General features: G+C 73.2%; 19 protein-coding genes. 4 read left to right on the top strand and 15 right to left on the bottom strand.

Going from position 1 to position 20,151, the window contains the following annotated elements; genetic code table 11:
• Positions 1-53 precede the first annotated feature (53 nt).
• The 7 genes from CLV35_RS06575 to CLV35_RS06545 form a co-directional block, all read right to left on the bottom strand.
• Positions 54-1,538 (bottom strand): sugar ABC transporter permease, encoded by a 1,485-nt coding sequence (locus CLV35_RS06575; RefSeq protein ID WP_121192661.1) that lies wholly within the window; start codon positions 1,536-1,538, stop codon positions 54-56.
• Positions 1,539-1,549: 11 nt separating this feature from the next.
• Entirely contained in the window at positions 1,550-2,332 is a 783-nt protein-coding gene (locus CLV35_RS06570) for an ATP-binding cassette domain-containing protein (protein ID WP_121192660.1), read from the bottom strand.
• Between the two features lie 203 nt (positions 2,333-2,535).
• Positions 2,536-3,702, bottom strand: a complete 1,167-nt coding sequence (locus tag CLV35_RS06565; RefSeq protein ID WP_121192659.1) for a sugar ABC transporter substrate-binding protein — start codon at positions 3,700-3,702, stop codon at positions 2,536-2,538.
• Positions 3,703-3,981: 279 nt separating this feature from the next.
• Positions 3,982-4,380 carry a hypothetical protein gene (locus CLV35_RS06560; protein WP_231121557.1) on the bottom strand — a complete coding sequence of 133 codons (399 nt, stop codon included), beginning with the start codon at positions 4,378-4,380 and terminating at the stop codon, positions 3,982-3,984.
• Positions 4,381-4,414: 34 nt separating this feature from the next.
• Positions 4,415-7,204, bottom strand: coding sequence for an aconitate hydratase AcnA (acnA, locus tag CLV35_RS06555; protein WP_121192658.1), 2,790 nt, complete (start codon positions 7,202-7,204; stop codon positions 4,415-4,417).
• A 149-nt stretch (positions 7,205-7,353) separates the two neighbouring features.
• Positions 7,354-8,682, bottom strand: a complete 1,329-nt coding sequence (locus CLV35_RS06550; RefSeq protein WP_121192657.1) for a class I SAM-dependent RNA methyltransferase — start codon at positions 8,680-8,682, stop codon at positions 7,354-7,356.
• Entirely contained in the window at positions 8,679-10,739 is a 2,061-nt protein-coding gene (locus CLV35_RS06545) for an APC family permease (RefSeq protein ID WP_121192656.1), read from the bottom strand. The genes CLV35_RS06550 and CLV35_RS06545 overlap by 4 nt, the downstream gene beginning before the upstream one ends.
• A gap of 166 nt (positions 10,740-10,905) precedes the next feature.
• On the opposite strand from CLV35_RS06545, the gene CLV35_RS06540 reads away from it, so the two are divergent.
• Complete coding sequence (locus tag CLV35_RS06540) at positions 10,906-11,571, top strand: potassium channel family protein (RefSeq protein ID WP_121192655.1); 666 nt, start codon at positions 10,906-10,908, stop codon at positions 11,569-11,571.
• 1 nt (position 11,572) lies between these two features.
• The gene (locus CLV35_RS06535; protein ID WP_121192654.1) at positions 11,573-12,235 is read left to right on the top strand and encodes a potassium channel family protein; all 663 of its coding nucleotides are present in this window, start codon (positions 11,573-11,575) and stop codon (positions 12,233-12,235) included.
• Positions 12,236-12,252: 17 nt separating this feature from the next.
• On the opposite strand, the gene CLV35_RS20765 is transcribed toward CLV35_RS06535, so the two are convergent.
• The 6 genes from CLV35_RS20765 to CLV35_RS06505 all read right to left on the bottom strand — a co-directional run bounded on the left by CLV35_RS20765 (position 12,253) and on the right by CLV35_RS06505 (position 17,703).
• A complete protein-coding gene (locus tag CLV35_RS20765) occupies positions 12,253-13,533 on the bottom strand; it encodes a methyl-accepting chemotaxis protein (protein WP_121192653.1) in 1,281 nt (426 codons plus the stop codon).
• 68 nt (positions 13,534-13,601) lie between these two features.
• On the bottom strand, positions 13,602-14,291 hold the full coding sequence (locus CLV35_RS06525; protein ID WP_231121556.1) for a DUF3159 domain-containing protein: 690 nt from the start codon (positions 14,289-14,291) through the stop codon (positions 13,602-13,604).
• A complete protein-coding gene (locus tag CLV35_RS06520) occupies positions 14,288-14,674 on the bottom strand; it encodes an OB-fold nucleic acid binding domain-containing protein (RefSeq protein ID WP_121192652.1) in 387 nt (128 codons plus the stop codon). The genes CLV35_RS06525 and CLV35_RS06520 overlap by 4 nt, the downstream gene beginning before the upstream one ends.
• Positions 14,675-14,706: 32 nt before the next feature.
• Entirely contained in the window at positions 14,707-15,498 is a 792-nt protein-coding gene (locus tag CLV35_RS06515; protein WP_121192651.1) for a DUF3710 domain-containing protein, read from the bottom strand.
• A 7-nt stretch (positions 15,499-15,505) separates the two neighbouring features.
• Positions 15,506-16,060: a dUTP diphosphatase gene (gene dut, locus CLV35_RS06510; protein WP_121192650.1), complete on the bottom strand. Its 555-nt coding sequence runs from the start codon at positions 16,058-16,060 to the stop codon at positions 15,506-15,508.
• The gene (locus tag CLV35_RS06505) at positions 16,057-17,703 is read right to left on the bottom strand and encodes a DUF885 domain-containing protein (RefSeq protein WP_183061799.1); all 1,647 of its coding nucleotides are present in this window, start codon (positions 17,701-17,703) and stop codon (positions 16,057-16,059) included. Before CLV35_RS06505 ends, dut begins: the two co-directional genes overlap by 4 nt.
• A gap of 37 nt (positions 17,704-17,740) precedes the next feature.
• Here CLV35_RS06505 and CLV35_RS06500 point away from each other — a divergent pair, with 37 nt between their 5' ends.
• A complete protein-coding gene (locus tag CLV35_RS06500; RefSeq protein WP_183061796.1) occupies positions 17,741-18,232 on the top strand; it encodes a DUF3093 domain-containing protein in 492 nt (163 codons plus the stop codon).
• 16 nt (positions 18,233-18,248) lie between these two features.
• Here CLV35_RS06500 and CLV35_RS06495 read toward each other — a convergent pair whose 3' ends face one another.
• Together CLV35_RS06495 and CLV35_RS06490 are read right to left on the bottom strand one after the other, a co-directional pair.
• Positions 18,249-19,097: a hypothetical protein gene (locus CLV35_RS06495; protein ID WP_121192647.1), complete on the bottom strand. Its 849-nt coding sequence runs from the start codon at positions 19,095-19,097 to the stop codon at positions 18,249-18,251.
• On the bottom strand, positions 19,088-19,384 hold the full coding sequence (locus CLV35_RS06490) for a DUF4193 domain-containing protein (RefSeq protein WP_121192646.1): 297 nt from the start codon (positions 19,382-19,384) through the stop codon (positions 19,088-19,090). The genes CLV35_RS06495 and CLV35_RS06490 overlap by 10 nt, the downstream gene beginning before the upstream one ends.
• Positions 19,385-19,575: 191 nt before the next feature.
• On the opposite strand from CLV35_RS06490, the gene CLV35_RS06485 reads away from it, so the two are divergent.
• Positions 19,576-20,094 (top strand): gamma carbonic anhydrase family protein, encoded by a 519-nt coding sequence (locus tag CLV35_RS06485; RefSeq protein ID WP_121192645.1) that lies wholly within the window; start codon positions 19,576-19,578, stop codon positions 20,092-20,094.
• Positions 20,095-20,151 lie beyond the last annotated feature (57 nt).

Here is a 20,151-nt window from a genome sequence, read left to right as displayed (position 1 = left end):
GGCCGGCACCCCCGAGAGGGTGCCGGCCGCAGTGGACGGCGGAGCCGGGAGCGCTAGCTGACGGCGGTCCGGCGGCGCGAGATCGCGTCGACGGAGGCGGCCATCAGCAGGACCAGGCCGGTGATCATGAAGTTGTAGGACGCCGAGAGGTTCAGCAGGCCCAGTCCGTTCGGGATCAGGTTGATCACGACGGCGCCGAGGACCGCGTCACGGACGCGGCCGCGGCCGCCGAACAGCGACGTGCCACCGATGACCGCGGCACCGACGGCGTAGAGCAGCGTGTTGCCGCCACCGGCGTCGGACGGGACACCACCGGTCTTGGACGCGAGCAGCACGCCACCGAGACCCGCCATGCCCGACGAGATCGCGAACACGGCGGTCTTCATGCGCTGCACGTCGATGCCGGCGCGGCGCGCGGCCTCGGCGTTGCCGCCGGTCGCGTAGATGTGCCGGCCGAACGACGTGCGGGTGAGCACGAAGGTCCAGAAGATCATGATGAACAGGATCAGCGGGACGACGTAGGGCATGCCCTGGATCGAGGTGACCTTCGGGTTCGGCGAGCGCTCCTGGTTGAGGAACCCGACGATGATGGCGCCGAGCACGATCAGGGCGGCCGCGCGCGCGACGACCGCGGTCAGCGGCTCGGCGGCGAGGCCGGCGGCCGAGCGCCGCACCGACCGGAAGATCGTGTAGGCGGTGTAGATGCCCAGCACGACCACGAACAGCAGCCAGCCCAGCGTCGGGCTGACGTTCTTGTTGGCGAACCCGTTGATGAAGTCGATGTTGCGCGTGTCGACGGTCGCGCCGTTGCCGATGAACTGCAGCAGCACGCCCTGCCACGCGAGGAACAGCGCCAGGGTCACGACGAAGGACGGGATGCCGACGCGGGCGACGAGGAAGCCGGTGAGCACGCCGATCGCGACGCCCATCGCGATGGCGATGTAGACCGAGATGACCGCGTTGTCGCCGAGCTTGGCCACGATCGCGATCAGGCCCAGCCCGATGATCACCGCAGCCGGCCACAGCTTGCTCAGCGCCGCCAGGACGATCGCCGCGATGAGCAGCGCCACGACCGCGATGTAGGTGCCGGTGTGGACCGTGTGCTGCAGGCTGCCGCCGTTGTTGACGACGATGGCCATCGTCACGGCGCACACGCCGGAGGCGGTGCCCGCCGACAGGTCGATCTCGCCGAGCAGCAGGACGAAGACCAGGCCCATGCCGATCAGGGCCGTGCCGGCGGCCTGCGTGGTGAGGTTCGCCAGGTTGCCCTTGGAGAGGAAGACGTCGGACTTCAGGGCGAAGACGAGGACCAGGACGATGAGGCCGGCGAGGGCCGGCAGCGCGCCGACCTCGCCACCGCGTACGCGGCGGAAGTAGTCGCCGACGAACTCGGTCAGCGAGCCGACGCCGCTGTCGCGGGCGAAGTCGCTCTGGGCGACGCCCTCGTTGACCGCGGTGCCCGCGGGGGCGCCGGCGCCGGCCGCGGTGGGAGAGGTGTTCGGTGCCGGGGTCTGCGACCCGGGGATGTTGGTGGACATGTCTCTCTTCCTCAGATCGTCGTGCTGGTGGCCTCGGCGGCCGACAGCCCGATGGAACCGGAACGCCCGGAGGTGATGAGCTCGACGATCTGGCTGCGGTTGACGTCCTTGGCCTTCACGGTCGCCGCGAGCCGGCCCAGGTAGAGGGCCGAGACGTTGTCGGAGACCTCGAGCACGTCGTTCATGTTGTGCGAGATCAGGACCACGCCGAGGCCCTGGTCGGCCAGGCGGCGCACGAGGTCGAGGACCTGGCGGGTCTGGGCGACGCCGAGGGCGGCGGTCGGCTCGTCGAGGAGCACGACCTTGCTGTTCCACAGCACGGACTTCGCGATCGCGACCGTCTGGCGCTGGCCGCCGGACAGGCTGGAGACCAGCTGGCGCACGGACTTCACCGTGCGGACCGAGAGGCTGGCGAGGGTGTCGCGCGCCTTGCGCTCCATGCTCGCCTCGTCGAGGACGGCGCCCTTCTTCATCTCGCGGCCGAGGAACATGTTCTGCACGATGTCGAGGTTGTCGGCCAGGGCGAGGTCCTGGTAGACGATCTCCACGCCGAGGGCGGCGGTGTCGCGCGGCCCGGTGATGTGGACCTCGTTGCCCTCGAAGAAGACCTGGCCCGTGTCGATGTGGTAGATGCCGGCCAGGCACTTGACCAGCGTGGACTTGCCCGCGCCGTTGTCACCGACCAGCGCGGTCACCTGGCCCGGGTAGACCGCGAAGTCCACGTCATGGAGCACGTGGACCGGTCCGAAACTCTTGTTGATCCCTCGGAGCTCGAGGATCGGCTGCTCAGCCACGAAGACCTCCCAGTGCGGCGTTGCCGCGGTTGATGCGGCGTTGCCGCGGTTGATGCAGCGGCAGAGCCGCGTGGAGACGCGGCGCAAGCCGAGGATAGGACCAGATGGCCCGGTCGAGCGGTGGACACGCGACCCACCCGTGACGCACCTCCGCCGCCCCTCCTGCCCGAGGGCTGGAGGAGCGGCGGACGGTGACGGGAGTGCTACTTGATGCCGTACTTGGTGCAGAGCGCCGCGTACGAGCCCTTGCAGACGTCGGCGGCCTTGAGGGCGCCGTCGTCGAAGGGCTTGGTGAGGTTGCTCTTCAGCGTGACCGGGAACGACTCGAGCAGGACCGACTTGACGTCGCGCTTGCCCTGGGGGTCGTTGAGGGTCTGGGTCACGCCCGGGTCCTCGCCCTTGGCCAGGGCGATGGCGAGCTTGGCAGCCGCAGCGGCCTCGGCCTGGACCGGCTTGTAGACCGACACGCACTGGTCACCGGCGAGGATGTTCTGGATGCCCTGGACGGTGCCGTCCTGGCCCGTGACCGGAGCCTTGATGCCGGCCTTCTTCAGGACGGTGATGACCGCGTTGCCGAGGCCGTCGTTGGCGGCGACGACGCCGTCGACCTTGTTGCCGGCCTTGGTGAGCAGCTGCTCGAAGGTGGTGCCGCCGACCGCGTTGTCCCACTTCGGGATCGACTGGTCGCCGACCTTCTTCCAGCCAGCGGCGTACTTCTTGTCGAGCACGCTGTCGTAGCCCTGCTTGAACAGCGTCGCGTTGTAGTCGCCGGGGTCGCCGTTGACCTCGATGATGCGCGCGTCGGCCTTGTCGCCCACGCAGTCGACCAGCGCGGTGCCCTGCTCCTCGCCGACCTTCACGTTGTCGAACGACACGTAGTAGTCGGCCGAGCCGCCCAGGTTCAGGCGGTCGTAGTCGATGACCTGCACGCCGGCCTGCTTGGCCTGGGCCTCGATCTGCGCGCCCACGGTGAAGTTGATGGCGGCGAGGATGATGACCTTGTCGCCCGAGGTGATCATCGCCTGGGCGATGGTCTCCTGCTTGGTGGTGTCGCCCTGCGCGTTCTGCACGTCGGCCACGAGGCCGGCGTCCTGCATCGCCTTGGTCAGCAGCGGGCGGTCGAAGGACTCCCACCGGGCCGAGGACTGGGTGTCGGGGAGCAGCACGCCGACCTTGGTGCCCGCACCGCCGCCGCCGCCGGAGCTCGTGGAGCCCGAGGCCGCGGGCGCCGGAGCCGAGCTGCCGGAGCCGGAGGAGGTCGCCGGAGCGGCGCCGCTGTTGTCGGAGGGGCTGCTGCTGCCGCCGCAGGCGGCCAGCGCGAACGCGCCCGCGACGCCGAGGATGGCGACGCGCTCGACGGACTTCTTCATGTATGACTCCCTGTCTGCCCGCCGGGGACGGCGGGCTTCACGCCTGACGACATGGTTCTTGACGCGTACCGCAAGTGGGACGTGCCGTGTCACGCAGCTGCGCAAGAGCTCCGGCGCCGAGTGGGCGCGCTGGGCTCGAGCGAAGCGGACACCCGGGAGGCTAGTACGCCGCACCCGGGTTTGTTCACCGCCTGAGCAAGAATGTGACCAACGTGTGACCCGCGCTGCCATCCTGCGAAAGAACGCGGCGCTCCCGGGGCGCGACACGTCACGAAACGATCACAGTCTGGGCACGAACCGGCCACCCCGCAGCGCCTGCTCCACGAGCAGCACCGCGCGCCCTGTGGCGAGCAGCCGCGCACCCTCGCGCTCGTAGGCCTGCACCGCCGCCTCGAGGGCCTCGGGCGGCACCACGTCGCGCAGGTCCTCGCGCGCGTGGGCGAGCCCGCGCCGGGCGCCCTCCACCGCCGCCTCGACGTGCACGGCGGCGAAGCGCGCGAGAACGGCGGGGTGGCGGCGCAGGACCTCGTAGGCCCGGTAGTCCGGCGGGCACAGGTCGAGCAGCCAGCCGACCGCCGTGCGCTCCCAGTCGGGAGCCCCCGGCGGGCGTACCTCTGCAGGCCAGCCGGGCGGGGCATGGCCTTCCCGGCCGCCGCCCCGCACCGGCCGCTCAGCCACGGCGCTGCTCACTTCCGACGCAGTGTGGCCGACGTCAGGAGGCCAGCAGGCTGCGCAGGACGTACTGCAGGATCCCGCCGTGCCGGTAGTAGTCGGCCTCGCCAGGGGTGTCGATGCGCAGGCGCGCCTCGAACGTCGTCTCCCCCGCCTTCACCGTGACCGTGCGCGGCGTGGTGCCGTCGTTGAGGGCGGTGACGCCGGTGATCTCGAACGTCTCCTCCCCCGTCAGGCCCAGCGACTCGGCCGTCTCGCCCTCGGGGAACTGCAGCGGGAGGACGCCCATGCCGATGAGGTTCGAGCGGTGGATGCGCTCGTAGGACTCGGCGATGACCGCCTTGACCCCCAGCAGCGCCGTGCCCTTGGCCGCCCAGTCGCGCGAGGAGCCGGAGCCGTACTCCTTGCCCGCCAGGATGACCAGCGGCGTGCCGGCGGCCGCGTAGGACTGGGCCGCGTCGTAGATGGTGGTGACGGGCGCGTCGGGCGCGGTGAAGTCGCGCGTGAAGCCGCCCTCCGTGCCCGGCGCCAGCTGGTTGCGCAGCCGGATGTTGGCGAAGGTGCCGCGGATCATGACCTCGTGGTTGCCGCGGCGCGAGCCGTAGGAGTTGAAGTCGCGGCGCTCGACGCCGTGCTCGGCGAGGTACTTCCCTGCCGGCGAGTCGGCCTTGATCGAGCCGGCCGGGCTGATGTGGTCGGTCGTGACCGAGTCGCCCAGCTTCGCAAGCACTCGCGCGCCCGAGATGTCGGAGACGGGGGTCGGCTCCGGCGACATGCCTTCGAAGTACGGGGGCTTGCGCACGTAGGTCGACTCGGCGTCCCACGCGAACGTGTCACCCTCGGGGGTCGGCAGCGCGCGCCAGCGCTCGTCGCCGGCGAACACGTCGGCGTAGTCGCGGGTGAACATCTCGGACTCGATCGCCTGCTCGACGACGCCCTCGATCTCAGCGGCCGTCGGCCAGATGTCGCGCAGGTAGACCGGGCTGCCGTCGGTCGAGGTGCCGAGCGGCTCGGTCGTGATGTCCATGTCCATCGTGCCCGCGAGGGCGTAGGCCACGACCAGTGGCGGCGACGCGAGGTAGTTCATCTTCACGTCGGGGTTGATGCGGCCCTCGAAGTTGCGGTTGCCCGAGAGCACCGAGACGACGGCGAGGTCGGCCTCGTTGACCGCGGCGGACACCTCGTCGGGCAGCGGGCCCGAGTTGCCGATGCAGGTGGTGCAGCCGTAGCCGACCAGGTTGAAGCCGAGCTTGTCGAGGTAGGGCGTGAGGCCCGCCCGCTCGTAGTAGTCCATGACCACCTTGGACCCGGGGGCCAGGGTGGTCTTGACCCACGGCTTGCTGGTCAGCCCGAGCTCGACGGCCTTCTTGGCGACGAGCGCGGCACCGATCATCACGCTCGGGTTCGAGGTGTTGGTGCAGGAGGTGATGGCCGCGATGACGACCGCGCCGTGGTCGAGCTCGACCTCGGTGCCGTCGGCCAGCGTCGTGCGGATGCGGCTGCTCGGACGGTCGGACACGTCCCCGACCACGGCGGAGAAGGCCGGGACCTGCTCCTCGGCGACCGAGCCGACCGCGATCGGGTCGGAGGCCGGGAAGGTCTCCTCGACGCCCTCGTCGACCTTGGTCTCGGGCGCGGCGCCCGCGTAGTTGGCCAGCGCGGTGCGGAAGCTGGTCTTGGCGTCGGAGAGCGAGACGCGGTCCTGCGGGCGCTTCGGGCCGGCGATCGAAGGCACGATCGTCGAGAGGTCGAGCTCGACGTGCTCGGAGTACGCCGGCTCGGCGGCCGGGTCGTGCCAGAGGCCCTGCTCCTTGGCGTAGGCCTCGACCAGCGCGACCTGCTCGGCCGAGCGGCCGGTCAGCTGGAGGTAGCGCACGGTCTCGGCGTCGATCGGGAAGATCGCGCAGGTCGAGCCGTACTCCGGGCTCATGTTGCCGATGGTGGCGCGGTTGGCGAGCGGCACGGCCGAGACGGCCGGGCCGTAGAACTCGACGAACTTGCCGACGACGCCGTGCTTGCGCAGCATCTCGGTGATCGTGAGCACCAGGTCGGTGGCGGTAGCGCCCTCGGGCAGCTCCCCGGTCAGCTTGAAGCCCACGACGCGCGGGATGAGCATGCTCACCGGCTGGCCGAGCATCGCGGCCTCGGCCTCGATGCCGCCGACGCCCCAGCCGAGCACGCCGATGCCGTTGACCATCGTGGTGTGCGAGTCGGTGCCGACGCAGGTGTCGGGGTAGGCGCGGAGGACGCCGTCCACCGTGCGGGTCATGACCGTGCGCGCGAGGTGCTCGATGTTGACCTGGTGCACGATGCCGGTCCCCGGCGGGACGACCTTGAACTCGTCGAACGCGGTCTGGCCCCAGCGCAGGAACTGGTAGCGCTCCTTGTTGCGGTCGTACTCGAGGTCGACGTTGCGGGCGAAGGAGTCCGGCGCGCCGAAGAGGTCGGCGATCACGGAGTGGTCGATGACCAGCTCGGCGGGCGCCAGCGGGTTGATCTTGGAAGCGTCGCCGCCGAGTTCGCGGACTGCCTCGCGCATGGTGGCCAGGTCGACCACGCAGGGGACACCGGTGAAGTCCTGCATCACCACGCGCGCCGGCGTGAACTGGATCTCGGTGTCGGGCTCGGCGCTGGGGTCCCAGCCGGCGAGAGCGCGGATGTGGTCGGCCGTGATGTTGGCGCCGTCCTCGGTGCGGAGCAGGTTCTCGAGGAGCACCTTGAGGCTGTAGGGCAGCTTGTCCTGCCCGTCCACCGCGCTCAGCCGGAAGATCTCGTACGACGCGTCACCGACGTCGAGCTGGCCCTTTGCTCCGAAGCTGTCCACGCTCACTGGGGTCTCCTCCCGTGCCACTGCACTGCTGCCCGCAATCCTGCCCCGCGGCCGGCCCGCCCGATCCAGTGAGGGTCGCCTTGCCTGCGGGAAAGTATCTCGACATCAAGATATCTCACCTCACCACGAGACGCGCCCGGGGGCGCGCGTCAGGCCGGCTGCTCGACCCGGTCGAGGACCGCGACGCACTCGACGTGCTGGGTCATCGGGAACAGGTCGAAGGCGCGCAGGGTGCGCACGGCGTAGCCGGCCGCCGCGAAGTGGCGCAGGTCGCGCGCCAGGGGCGCCGGGTCGCAGGCGACGTAGGCGACGACTCGCGGCGCAAGGGCGGCGATGCCCACGACCACCTGCGGGCCCGCTCCGTCGCGCGGCGGGTCGAGCACCACGACGTCGGCGCGCTCGACGCCGACGCCCGCGCGGAGCACGCGGTCGACGGGACCGGTCTCGATGCGTACGTGGGAGTACCCGTGCAGGTTTCGGCGGGCGTCGGACGCCGCCCGCCGGTCGCCCTCCACCGCCACGACCGTGCCGGTGACCCCGACCCGCTCGGCGAGCACGCCGGCGAAGACGCCGGCGCCGGCGTAGAGGTCGAGGGCGGTCTCCCCCGGCGCGGGCTGCGCGCCCTCGAGCACCGCGGCCACCAGCGCGTCGACCGCGCCGGGGTGCACCTGCCAGAAGCCGGCCGCCGCCACGCGCCAGTCGGCGCCCGCGACCTGCTCGCGGACCCAGGCCCGGCCGCGCACCGGCCGCTCGGCGCCCTCGAGCAGCACCGAGCTGGCCGCCGGCACCTTGGGCAGCTTGACGTGGGCGCCCTGCGCCGGGCTCACCAGCACCGTGCGGTCGCCGCCGGCGGACGCGACGACCTCGACCTCGCCGGCCCCGGGCCAGCGCGCCTCGGTCGCGTGCACCTCGTCGACGCCCGGCGCGGCGATGCGGCAGCGGTCGACGGCGACCAGCTCGTGGGAGCGGTGCTTGCGCAGCGCGAGCCGCGCCTCTGCGTCGACGGCGAACCGCACGCGGGTGCGCCAGCCGAGCCCGTCGGTGTCGCCCGGCACCGCTTCGACCGTGACCGGCAGGTCGAGACCGGCGAGGCGGGCCAGCTGCTCGCGGACGACCGCCGCCTTGAGCTCGCGCTGCACGGGCAGGGCGACGTGCTGCCAGTCGCAGCCGCCGCAGCGCCCCGGCCCGGCCCAGGGGCACGGCGGCTCGACGCGGTCGGGCGAGGCGCTCAGCACCTCGACGGCGTCGGCGCGCAGGAAGCGCGAGCCGGCGCCGCCGTCGGTGACCCGCGCGCGCACGCGCTCGCCCGGCACCGCGTGCCGCACGAAGACCACCCGGCCCTCGTGGCGCGCGACGCAGGCGCCGCCGTGGGCGACCGGACCGACCTCGAGCTCGAGCGTGGTGCCGACCAGCGAGTCGGCGGGCGCCTGCGGCGCGCGCCGGCCGGGAGCCGGGCGCTGCCTCGCCGCGGGGCTCACCGGGGGTCCTTGGCCGGCACCGTGGCGGCGACTCCGCCGTCGTCCTTGCCGGGCGGCGGCGGGATGATGCCCGACGCGATCGCGGCCTTGACCCGCTCCTTGTGGGCCTGCACGACCCGCGCCTCGAGCTCCTCCGAGGACTTCAGCTGCCACGGCACGCTGATGACCATGACGCCCTGGGTGAAGAGCAGCCGGGTCTTGAGCCGCAGGGCGCTCTGGTTGTGGAGCAGCTGCTCCCACCAGTGGCCCACGACGTACTCGGGGATGTAGACGGCGACGACGTCGCGCGGGCTGCTGCGACGGATCGCCCGCACGTAGCGCACGATCGGCGCCGTCACCTCGCGGAACGGCGAGTCGAGCACCTTGAGCGGCACGGGCAGCCCGCGCCGGTCCCACTCGCTCTGCAGGTGGGCGGTCTCCTCGGCGTCGACGCCCACGGTGACCGCCTCGAGCGTGGAGGGCCGCGCCGCGCGGGCGTAGTTGAGCGCGCGCAGCGTCGGCTTGTGGATGCGCGAGACCAGCACGATCGCGTGGGTGCGCGAGGGGAGCATCGACTCGTAGCCGTCGTCGGGCTCGAGCTCGGCGGCGACCGACTCGTAGTGCTTGTTGATCGCGCGCATGAGCGCGTAGATCACCGGCATGGCGATGCAGACGATGTAGGCGCCGGCGAGGAACTTGGTGATGAGCACGATCACCAGGACGGTGCCGGTGGAGACGGCGCCGATGAAGTTGATGACGCGCGAGCGGCGGATGTGGGACCGCGCGGTGGAGTCCTGCTCGGTGGTGAGCTCGCGGTTCCAGTGCCGGACCATGCCGGTCTGGCCGAGCGTGAAGCTGGTGAACACCCCGACGATGTAGAGCTGGATCAGCCGGGTCACCGAGGCGTCGAAGGCCACGATCAGCAGGATCGCGAAGCCCGCGAGCACGAGGATGCCGTTGCTGAAGACCAGCCGGTCGCCACGGGTGTGGAGCTGGCGGGGCAGGAACCGGTCCTGCGCCAGCACCGAGCCCAGCAGCGGGAAGCCGTTGAAGGCGGTGTTGGCCGCCAGCACCAGGATCAGCGCCGCGGCGGCGATGAGCAGGTAGAAGAAGACGCTCTGCCCGAACACCGCCTTGCCGACCTGAGCGATGACCGTGCGCTGGACCTGGGTGGTGCAGTCGAAGCCGCCGAGGTCGCAGCTGTCGGCCGGGTCGACGTAGTGGACCTTGGCCTTCATCGCCAGGGCCGTGATGCCGCCGAACATCGCCATCGAGAGCACCGCCATGGCGAGCAGCGTCTTGCGGGCGTTGGCGATCTTGGGCTTGCGGAACGCCGGCACGCCGTTGGCGATGGCCTCGACGCCGGTGAGCGCCGTGCAGCCGGAGGAGAACGCGCGGAGGACGAAGAACACCAGCGCGAAGCCGGCGATGTGGGTCTTCTCGGGATCGATCGTGTAGTGGGCGCTCTCGGCGACCGGCGGGTCACCGGCCACGATCTTGACCAGGCCCCACAGGATCAGCAGCAGCACGATCGAGATGAACGCGTAGGTCGGGATCGCGAACGCCGTGCCCGACTCGCGCAGGCCGCGCAGGTTGACCGCCGTCAGCAGCAGCACGGCGAGCACCGCCAGCAGGACCCGTGAGGAGTCGAGGCTGGGGACCGCGGAGATCAGGTTGTCGACGCCGGCCGAGACGGACACGGCGACGGTGAGCACGTAGTCGACGAGCAGCGCGCTGGCGACCGTGAGACCGGCCGGCTGGCCGATGTTCTTGCTCGCCACCTCGTAGTCGCCGCCACCGGTCGGGTAGGCGCGCACCAGCTGGCGGTAGGAGGCCACCACCACGAGCAGCAACAGGATGACCGCGCCGGCGAGCCACGGCGTGAGGTAGAGGTAGGCCAGCCCGCCGAGGCTCAGGAAGACGAGGATCTCCTGGGTCGCATAGGTGACCGAGGAGAGCATGTCGCTGGCGAACACGGGCAGCGCGATGCGCTTGGGGAGAAGCGTCTCACCGAGCCGGTCGCTGCGCAGGGCCCGTCCGAGGATCAGGCGCTTGGACAGATCGGTGAAGACAGCCACGACCGACGATGCTAGGGCCACGCGGCGCGCGCGGTGGCCGAGTGGCCCGACGCTGTGGACGAACGCTGCGGCGCCGTGTGCGTACGCGGTGCTCGCCGTACGCTGTGCACCCCCGGCGTGTACCGTGCGCCGGGCGCGCCCGCCGGGGGCGCGACGGGAGGACCTCGTGCACTTCGTGATCATGGGCTGCGGCCGCGTGGGCTCGACGCTGGCCCACAGCCTCGAGGACGCCGGCCACACGGTCGCGATCATCGACCGCCGCGCCGACGCCTTCCGGCGGCTGGGCTCGCACTTCATGGGCACTCGCGTCGAGGGCGAGGGCTTCGACCGCGACACCCTGCTCGAAGCCGGCATCGAGCGCGCGTCGGCGCTGGCCGCGGTCAGCAGCGGCGACAACTCCAACATCCTGGCCGCCCGGGTGGCCCGCGAGACCTTCGGCGTCGACCACGTCGTGGCCCGCATCTACGACCCCGGCCGCGCCGCGGTCTACCAGCGCCTCGGCATCCCCACGGTCGCCACGGTGCGCTGGACAGCCGACCAGGTGCTGCGCCGGCTGCTGCCCGAGGGGTCCTCGGTCGAGTGGCACGACGAGACGGGCACCGTGCAGCTGGCCGAGGTGGCCGTCGCGACCGCCTGGGTGGGGACGCGCCTGAGCCGCCTCGAGCAGGAGTCCGGCGCCCGGGTGGCGTTCGTCACCCGCTTCGGCGAGGGCGTGCTGCCCACCGCCGACACCGTCGTGCAGGACGGCGACCTGGTCCACGTCGTCATGCGCGAGTCCGAGGTGGCCCACGTCGAGTCCGTGTTCGCCCGCGGACCCCAGCAGGAGGGCTGACATGCGCGTCGCCGTCGCAGGTGCAGGCAGCGTCGGGCGCTCGATCGCCCGCGAGCTGGTCCAGAACGGCCACCAGGTGCTGCTGGTCGACCGCGACCCCCGTGCGGTCAAGCCGGACACCCTGCCCGAGGCCGAGTGGCTGCTCGCCGACGCCTGCGAGATGTCCTCGCTCGACGAGGCCGGCCTGCAGGGCTGCAACGTGGTCGTCGCCGCCACCGGAGACGACAAGGCCAACCTGGTCGTCTCGCTCATCGCCAAGACCGAGTTCGCGGTGCCGCGCACGGTCGCGCGCGTCAACAACCCCAAGAACGAGTGGATGTTCGACGAGGCGTGGGGCGTGGACGTCGCCGTCTCGACCCCGCGGCTGATGACCGCGCTGGTCGAGGAGGCCGTCAGCGTCGGCGACATCGTGCGCATCATGACGTTCCAGCAGTCGGGCACCGACCTGGTCGAGCTCACGATGCCCAAGGACTCGCCCTACGTCGGCTCGCGCGTGGGCGACGTCCCCTGGCCGGCCGACACCGTGCTGGTGGCCATCGTGCGCGAGGGACGCCCCATCGCCCCGAGCAGCGACGACCCGCTGGAGTCGGGCGACGAGCTGCTGTTCGTCTCGGCGCTCGACGTCGCCGAGCAGCTCGAGGGCGTCCTCGCGCCCCAGGACTGAGCAGCCGCAGGCGCGGGTCACTCGGCGGCCAGCGCCACCCCCCGGAGGTCCTCGGCCACGCGGGCTGCCTCGGTGCTGGCGGAGCTGATCGCCGCGCTCGCCGACTCCGTGGCGGCCGACTGCTGCTCCACCGCGGCCGCGATGGTCTCCTGGAAGGCGACGACGTCGCGGATGACCTCGCGGATCCCGCCGATGGCCCGGCCGGCCTCGTCGACGTCGGCGCGGACCGTGTCGACGACCTGTCGGATCTGCTCGGTCGCTCGCGAGGTCGCCTGCGCGAGCTGCTTGACCTCGTCCGCGACGACGGCGAAGCCCCGCCCTGACTCGCCCGCCCGCGCCGCCTCGATGGTGGCGTTGAGGGCGAGCATGTTGGTCTGCTCGGCGATCGTCGCGATGCTGGTCGCGGTCTGCTCGATCTGGGCCATCGTCGAGCTCAGCCGGGCGATCGTCGCGGCCGAGCCGTCCGAGCGCTCGTCGGCCTGCTGGGCGTGGCGGGCCGCGGCGTCAGCGGTGCTGGCGATCTGCTGGCCCGCGACCCGCAGCTCGTGCATGACGGCGCTCGCGCTGGCGACGTCCTCGCTGAGCCGGGCGCCGGCTCCGTCCAGCACGTCGAGGCGCCGTGCCAGCTCGCCGGAGCGCGCCTCCCGCGCGGCCAACCGCTCGGCGGCCTCCTCGGCGGCCCGGGCGCGCTCGGCAGCGAGCTCGCCGTCGCGCTCGTGGCGCTCCTGCGCGGCCGCGGCGGCCTGGGCGGCCCGCTCGGCCTCGGCGGCCTCGGCGAAGCGCCACCCGTAGGCCAGACCCACGCCCTCCGCGAGCAGGAAGAACGCGTGGAGCAGCGCAAAGCCCACCGGGTGGCGCTGCGCCCTCGGGTCGGAGAAGACCGACGCCGGGTCGGCCAGGCTCATGCTGAGGTGGTGGACCGCGACGAACAGGATCGCGAGGACGAACGGGGTCCACATCTGGTAGAGCGAGACCAGCACGAGCATGACGTAGAACCACAGGTGGGCGTCGGTGAGGCCGCCGGTGACGTGCACGAGGACGTCGGCGCACACCATGAGCCCCAGGCTCAGGGTGGCGGCGCGACCCGCTTGGCTGCTCGTCCACTGCGCGCACGCAGCCAGGAGCAGGACGACGGGCAGCTGCGCCCACAGCATCACCCCGCCGGAGGAGCTCGCCAGCCCGATCACCGCCAGGACGGGCACCTGGGCCAGCAGCACCACCATCAGCACCCGGTGGCGCGCCCCGAACACCTCGTCGGAGAGGGTCATCCCTCGCGGCAGCCACGAGCGCTGGGCCACGGGGTCAGAGCGAGAGGTCGTCACACGAGCGCTTCGGCGCCCACGGGTGCGCCCTTGAGCGCCCGGGGCTAGGGCTCGGTCCCCGGGCGTCCGGCATCGAGGGGCTCAGAGCCGGGAAGCCCTGCGTCCAGCTCCTCGCGCGGCTTGCGCACGATCGCCCACGTGGCGAGCAGCACCAGCCCGTAGAGGGGCAGGCCCAGCACCACGTTGACCGCACCGAGGGCGTCGACCCGGTCGGAGAGGTAGAGCGGCAGCTGGATCGCGAAGCGCAGGGCGAACATCGCGACCCAGAGCCAGGTGGCGCGCACGTAGGCGCGCATCCGGGCCGGGTCGGCCCGCCACTCGGCCGGCGACTCCCCCAGGACCGCGCCCGCGAAGATCCCCACGACCGGCCAGCGCACGGCGACGGACACCGCGTAGGCGACGGCCAGCGCGGGGTTGCGCACGAGGCTCGGGAAGTAGAAGTTGCGCGCGCTGCCGGTGACCCAGGCGATGAGGGCGCCGATGCCGATGCCGAGCAGCCCGGAGACCGCGTGCTGGACCGTCTCGCGACGGGCCAGGCGCACCGCGACCAGCACCAGGGCGCTGGCGACGCTGACGACGAGGGCGGCGGCGAGCGAGTGGCGCACCGCGTAGACGAGCACGAACAGCGCCCCGGGCACCGAGCTCTCGACGATGCCCCGGGGGCCGCCGATGGCGGCCCCGAGGTCGAGCCCGGCCGCCACGGACCCCCGGCCGGGCGGCGGGGCGTCGCTCACGCGTGCGCCGACGGGTGCAGCTCGTAGATGGGGTTGAACATGACCGGCCGTCCGTCGTCCATCGAGACGCGGCCCGTCGCGCGCATGCCGCGGCCGGGGGCGATGCCCGGGATGCGCCGGCGGCCCAGCCACACGACGTGCAGGGTGCCCGAGCCGTCGTAGAGCTCGGCCTCGAGCGCGGGCACTCCGGCCCGCGGGCGCAGCGTCACGGTGCGCAGGGCCCCGTCGACGGTGACCTGCTCGCGGTCGCCGCAGCGCGCGATCAGCTGCGACCCGCGGCGGGTGCAGCTCGTGCGCAGCTCCTCGGCCTCGATCTCCTCGTCGGAGGAGGTCAGCCGCTCGATCGCCCGTCGGAGCATGCCCGGCTTGCCACTGGCGCCCATGGGTCCAGGCTACCGCGTGGCGAGCGCCCCGATCACCGGATCTCGGTGATCTCCGGCCCCCGCTCGGGCAGCTCGAGCGGGTCGCCGGCCCCGGGCTCCTCGGGCGCCTGCACGGCACCGGCCGGCAGGCGCAGAGCGAGGGGGTCGCGCGGAGCCATGGGGTCCTTGCCGCGCACGACGACGACGTCGCGGAAGATCGCCTCGAGCACCGCGGCGGCGCCCAGCTCGACCGCGCCGCGGCCGGAGATCACCCCGCGCAGGAACCACCGCGGCCCGTCGACCCCGACGAAGCGCAGCGGCTGGAAGCCCGGCGAGCCGTCGGGCAGCGTGGCCGGGATGGCCGCGCGCAGCTCGGTGCCGAAGGGTCCGTCGCCCTCCTCGGTCATGGCCTCCTGCGCGCGCAGGCTGGCGGCGAGCTCCTCGCGCACCTCGGCCCAGATGCCCGAGCTGCGCGGCGCTGCGAACGGGCGCACCTCCAGCCCGCTCTCGCCGTCGAGGAACTGCACGCCTTCCAGGCTGCCGGACTCCTGGTCGACCTGGACCTGGAGCTCGACGCCGGGCTGGCCGGCGAGCCACATGCCGCCCAGGTCGAGGCGGCGACCGCCGTCGGAGGGGTCGTCGACCTCGGTGATGTCGAAGGGCCCGTCGACGCGCCAGCCGGACGGCGCGGCGGCCCCGCCGGCGGCCGCCGGCGAAGCGGCCCCCACCGGCTCCGCCGCGTCAGCGACCTCGTCGAGCTCGGTCGGCTCGGTCGCGCCCTCGACGGCCTCGTCCGCCGTCGGCGAGCCGGAGGAGTCGTCGTTGCGCTTGCGTCGGCCGAACACCGTGTCCTCAGATCCCTTCCGTGGCGGGGGCGGGAACGCCCCTCGCCGTCGTCTGCTCGTGCGTGCCCTGCGGCTGCGAACCCTGCTGCTGAGCGTCCAGTGCGCCGGCGCCCCCGGAGCTGCCGAACCCGCCGGAGCCGCGCGCGCTGCCCGGCAGGCTGGCCACCTCGTGGAACCGGACCTTCTCGACCCGCTGGACCACCAGCTGCGCGATCCGGTCGCCGCGGCGCAGGTGGACCGTCTCGCGCGGGTCCAAGTTGACCACGACCACCTGGATCTCGCCGCGGTATCCCGCGTCCACGGTGCCCGGGGAGTTCAGCACGCCCACTCCGCACCGCGCGGCCAGCCCGCTGCGGGGATGCACGAAGGCGGCGTAGCCGTCGGGCAGCGCGATCGCGACCCCGGTCGGCAGCACCGCCCGCTCCCCCGGCGCGAGCACCGCGTCGACCGCGGTGCGCAGGTCGACCCCGGCGTCGCCGGGGTGCGCGTAGGACGGCAGGTCGAGCCCGTCGTCGAGGCGGGCGACCAGGACGTCGACGGGGGCGTGCGGCGCGTCGCTCATCCGGCCAGCTCGAGCGTCTCGTCCTCGGGGAACAGCAGCCGCTCGACGAGCGGCACCGGCAGCCGGCCGGTGGCCGCGGCGCGGTCGTGGAACTCGCGCAGCGACCCGCGCCCCTCGGCCTCCCACCGCCGGCGCAGGCGGGCGATCTCCAGCGCGCCGGTGAGGTAGGACGACGCCTGCGTCGGCATCGCGCAGTAGCGCAGCACCTCGGCGCGGGCGGTCTCGGGCGAGAGCGACGCCTTCGTCGACATGTGCTCGGTGGCCTGCTCGATGCTCATCTCGCCCAGGTGCAGCGAGGTGTCGACCACGATGCGGGCGGCGCGCCAGATGCGGGCGTCGCGCTGGGCGAGCAGGCGGCCCGGCGTGGTGAAGAAGCCTTGCTCGCGCATGACGTCCTCGGCGTAGAGGCCCCACCCCTCGACGAAGTAGGCGCTGCCGAGCACGGCGCGCAGCGGCCGGCGCACGAGGCCGCCCGCGGCGAGCGTGGCGAAGTGCCAGTGGTGGCCGGGGTAGGCCTCGTGGACGGCCACGGACCACAGCGCTTCGCGGCTGTTGGTGAGCAGGCGCTGGCGGACCTGCTCGGGCGAGGCGCCCTCGGGCGGGTAGGGCACGAAGAAGTGGCCGACGCCGCCGCCCTGGAACGGCGGCGGGGCGATGTAGTGGGCCACCGCGAGCATGCCGCGGTTGAACGGCGCGCTGGGCACCACCTCGCACCGCTCCCCCGCCGGCAGCGTCACCAGGTCGTGCTCGGCGGCGAACGAGCGAGCCGAGCCGGTGGCCTCGCGGTAGAGCGCGAGCATCTCCTCGGGGGAGTCCGGGGCGTCGGCGTTCACGGCCTCGATCGCGGCCCGCCAGTCGGGGACGCCGCGCATCCCGCGCGCCAGCTCACGCATCTCGGCGTCGAGCTCGTCGTAGGCGCGCTGACCGCGCTCGCGCATCTCGCGGGCGCCGTAGCCGAGGCCCTCGGCGTCGCAGAGCAGCGCGTCGTAGCGCGCCTCGCCGATGGCCCAGGTGCCGCTGGCCCGCTCGGCGAGCGCGCTGACGTGGGCGCCGAACCGCTCGAAGGCCGCGGCTGCGAGCTCGCCCGCCTCGGCCACCTCGCTGCGGTGCTCGGGCGCCAGGTCGCCTGCGACCGAGCGGGCGTAGGCGGCGCCGGCCGCCACCATGCCGAGCGAGCGGCGCAGCAGCTCGGGCGAGGCGAGCTCGGGGTCGAGGTTCGCGATGCCCTGCTCGAGCAGCTCCGGTGCGGCGCGCAGCCGGCTCCCGACCAGCCGGGCGAGCTCGGGCTCGGGGTGCAGGCGGTGGAGCAGCAGGACGAAGACGCCCTGGAGGGCCGCACCGGCGTAGGTGTCGGCGTCGCGCCGCCACGACGCCCAGTCGCGCATCGCCCGGCGCCCCCGCAGCGCCATGCGGGCGAGGTCGCGGTCGACCGCGTCGTCCAGCGTCAGCTCGGTGTCGGGGAGCGCGTCGAGGCGCTCGAGCCACTCGTCGTCGCGCCGCGCGCGCCCGGCGACCGCCGACTCCGACACGTCGGGCAGGAGCCCGTCGTGCTCCGTGCGCCCCACGGCCGAGGCCAGCAGCGGGGAGGCCGCGAGGGTCTCGGCGACCAGCTCGGCCGCGAGGTCGGAGAAGTCGCCAGGCACGCAGAGCACCGTATCCCCCTCTGGTGCAATGGACGTCATGCAGACAGCTCCGCGAGGCGCCGGCGGGGCCCCCGACTCCTACCGCGAGCGGCTCAGCCCGCCGCTCGGCGTCTGGCTGACGGCCTACGCGCTGGCGCTGGGGGTCCTCCCGATCTGCCTGCCGGTCATGCCGCTGCCCGCGGTGCTCGGGCTGACAGCCCTCGCGTACGTCGTGGTGACCTTCGCGGTGCGCTCCTGGGCCGCGGAGGTCGTGCTCGAGCGCGGCGAGCTGCGCGCGGGCAGCGCCCGCATCCCTGTCAGCCTGCTCGGCGCCCCGACCGCGCACGACGCCGAGGCGTCGGCGCTGCTGCGCGGCCGCGACATCGAGCCGCGGGCCTACCACCTGATCCGCGCATGGGTGCCGACCGCGGTGACGGTGCCGGTGCAGGACCCGGCCGACTCGACGCCCTACTGGTACGTCGCGACCCGCCACCCCGAGGCGCTGGCCGCCGCGCTGGTCGCGGCCCAGGGCCGCGCGACGACCGCCTGAGCCCCGCCGTGCCGGCCTAGCGCCGGCCGGACCTGCGCAGGTCGCTGTCGATCTTCTCGCCCAGGCTGCGCGTCGCGCGACCGTTGACCACCGCCCCGGCGACCGCGCCGGTGAGCAGCGGGCCGAGGCTGGTGACTCCGCGGGCGGCGCGGCCGAACATCCGCTTGCGGATCTGCGCCTTGGCCGCGGTGCCGAGCGTCGTGGCCATCCAGCGCGGGTCGGACGGGTCGATGCCGCGACCGTTGGCCCACGACATGACGTAGGCGAGGACACCGCTGGAGGCGAGCCCCGCCGGCAGCATCCCGCCCGGGACGCCGCTGGGCACGGTGGCCCCGGGCACCACGCCGCGCAGGGCGTGCAGCTCGGCGACGAGCTTGACCTCGACCGCGGCCACGGCGAGGGTCTCCGCGGCGAGCTCGACCGGCACCGAGAGCAGCAGGGAGGGCGGCACCGCCCAGGAGGCGGCCGCGGCCGCGCCACCGGCGGCTCCGACCACGGAGGTGGCTCGCGCCGCCGCACGGACGAGGGCCGCCGCGACCTCGTCGTCGCTCAGGCCCGGGTGGTGGCGGCGCAGCGTCTCGCGGTCGCGCAGCGGGAGCCGCGGAGCCGCCTCGAGCAAGGTGTCGACGAGCCAGCGCCCGCCGAGCACCGCCCGGCCACCGGCACCGCGCGCCGAGCGGGCCAGGGCGACGCCGAGCGCCCGCAGCTCGCGGGCCCGCGCGGCGGTGTCAACAGGCTCCTGCCCGTCGGCGGCGTCGCGCTCCTCGCCGGTCGAGCGGGCGACGGCCGAGACCAGCCGCGCCAGCTCGGCCGGGACCGAGCGGTCCGGCTCTGACGCCCCTGACGGGCGCCGGGTCAGGCGCACTCGGTGCAGATGTAGGTGTTCCCGTCCTCCTTGGCCAGCTGGCTCCGGTGGTGGACCAGGAAGCAGCGCGAGCAGGTGAACTCGTCGGCGCGCTTGGGGATCACCTGGACGCTGAGCTCTTCGTTGGACAGGTCGGCACCGGGCAGCTCGAGCGACTCGGCGAGGTCGGCCTCGTCGACGTCGACGATCGCCCCGCCCTTGTCGTTGCGTCGTGCCTTGAGCTCCTCGATGCTGTCTTCGCCGGCTTCGTCGTCGGTCTTGCGCGGGGTGTCGTAGTCAGTCGCCATGTCGGCCTGGGCCTCCCCGGGCGGATCGTCCGCCCCTCGTCGTGCGGCTCCGGGACCGGGGCCGCGCGGTTCCGCAAACGCACCGGGTGCGGGTTTTGTGCCCGGACCCGGCGGAGTGTTCCCCGTCGAGCCGGGAATGGTGCCACAACCGGGGGTCACCCTGCGCGCACGAGAGGCGGCAGAATGCGCGCGTGCCCGTCTACGCGCTCGACGACCTGGTCCCGACGATCTCCCCCGACGCCTACGTCGCGCCGGAGGCGGTGGTGATCGGCGCCGTCACGATCGGGGCCGGCACGAGCGTGTGGCCCGGGGCCGTGCTGCGCGGCGACTTCGGCACCATCACCGTCGGGGAGCGCACCTCGGTGCAGGACGGCGCCGTCGTGCACGTGGCCGAGGGCTTCTCGACGGTGATCGGGTCCGACTGCGTCGTCGGGCACGTCGCGCACCTCGAGGGCTGCACGGTCGAGGACCACTGCCTGCTCGGCTCCGGCTCCGTGGTGCTGCCGGGAGCGGTCGTGCGCACGGGCGCCCTGGTGGGTGCCGGCGCGGTGGTGCCGCAGGGGATCGAGGTGCCGGCCAGGGCCATGGCGCTCGGGGTGCCGGCGCGCGTCCGGCCCGACTGCGTACCCGACGGCGCCTTCGCCGAGAACGTCGCTCGCTACGTCGCCAACGGTCGACGCCACTGCGCGGGATTGCGTCGGCTCTCCTGAACGTTCATCTGCTGCACGGCGGTTCGTCACAGCGTCTCCACAGCACGGAGTGCGACG

Origin of the sequence: Motilibacter peucedani (assembly GCF_003634695.1) — a bacterium.
In the GTDB taxonomy this organism is placed as follows: domain Bacteria; phylum Actinomycetota; class Actinomycetes; order Motilibacterales; family Motilibacteraceae; genus Motilibacter; species Motilibacter peucedani.
This window is presented reverse-complemented; position numbering and strand designations above follow the sequence as displayed.

Coding starts and splice junctions, on each gene's coding strand:
- CLV35_RS06575 (WP_121192661.1), bottom strand. CDS start 1,538: ATGTCCACCAACATCCCCGGGTCGCAGACCCCGGCACCGAACACCTCT.
- CLV35_RS06565 (WP_121192659.1), bottom strand. CDS start 3,702: ATGAAGAAGTCCGTCGAGCGCGTCGCCATCCTCGGCGTCGCGGGCGCG.
- CLV35_RS06535 (WP_121192654.1), top strand. CDS start 11,573: ATGCGCGTCGCCGTCGCAGGTGCAGGCAGCGTCGGGCGCTCGATCGCC.
- CLV35_RS06520 (WP_121192652.1), bottom strand. CDS start 14,674: ATGGGCGCCAGTGGCAAGCCGGGCATGCTCCGACGGGCGATCGAGCGG.
- dut (WP_121192650.1), bottom strand. CDS start 16,060: ATGAGCGACGCGCCGCACGCCCCCGTCGACGTCCTGGTCGCCCGCCTC.
- CLV35_RS06500 (WP_183061796.1), top strand. CDS start 17,741: ATGCAGACAGCTCCGCGAGGCGCCGGCGGGGCCCCCGACTCCTACCGC.
- CLV35_RS06490 (WP_121192646.1), bottom strand. CDS start 19,384: ATGGCGACTGACTACGACACCCCGCGCAAGACCGACGACGAAGCCGGC.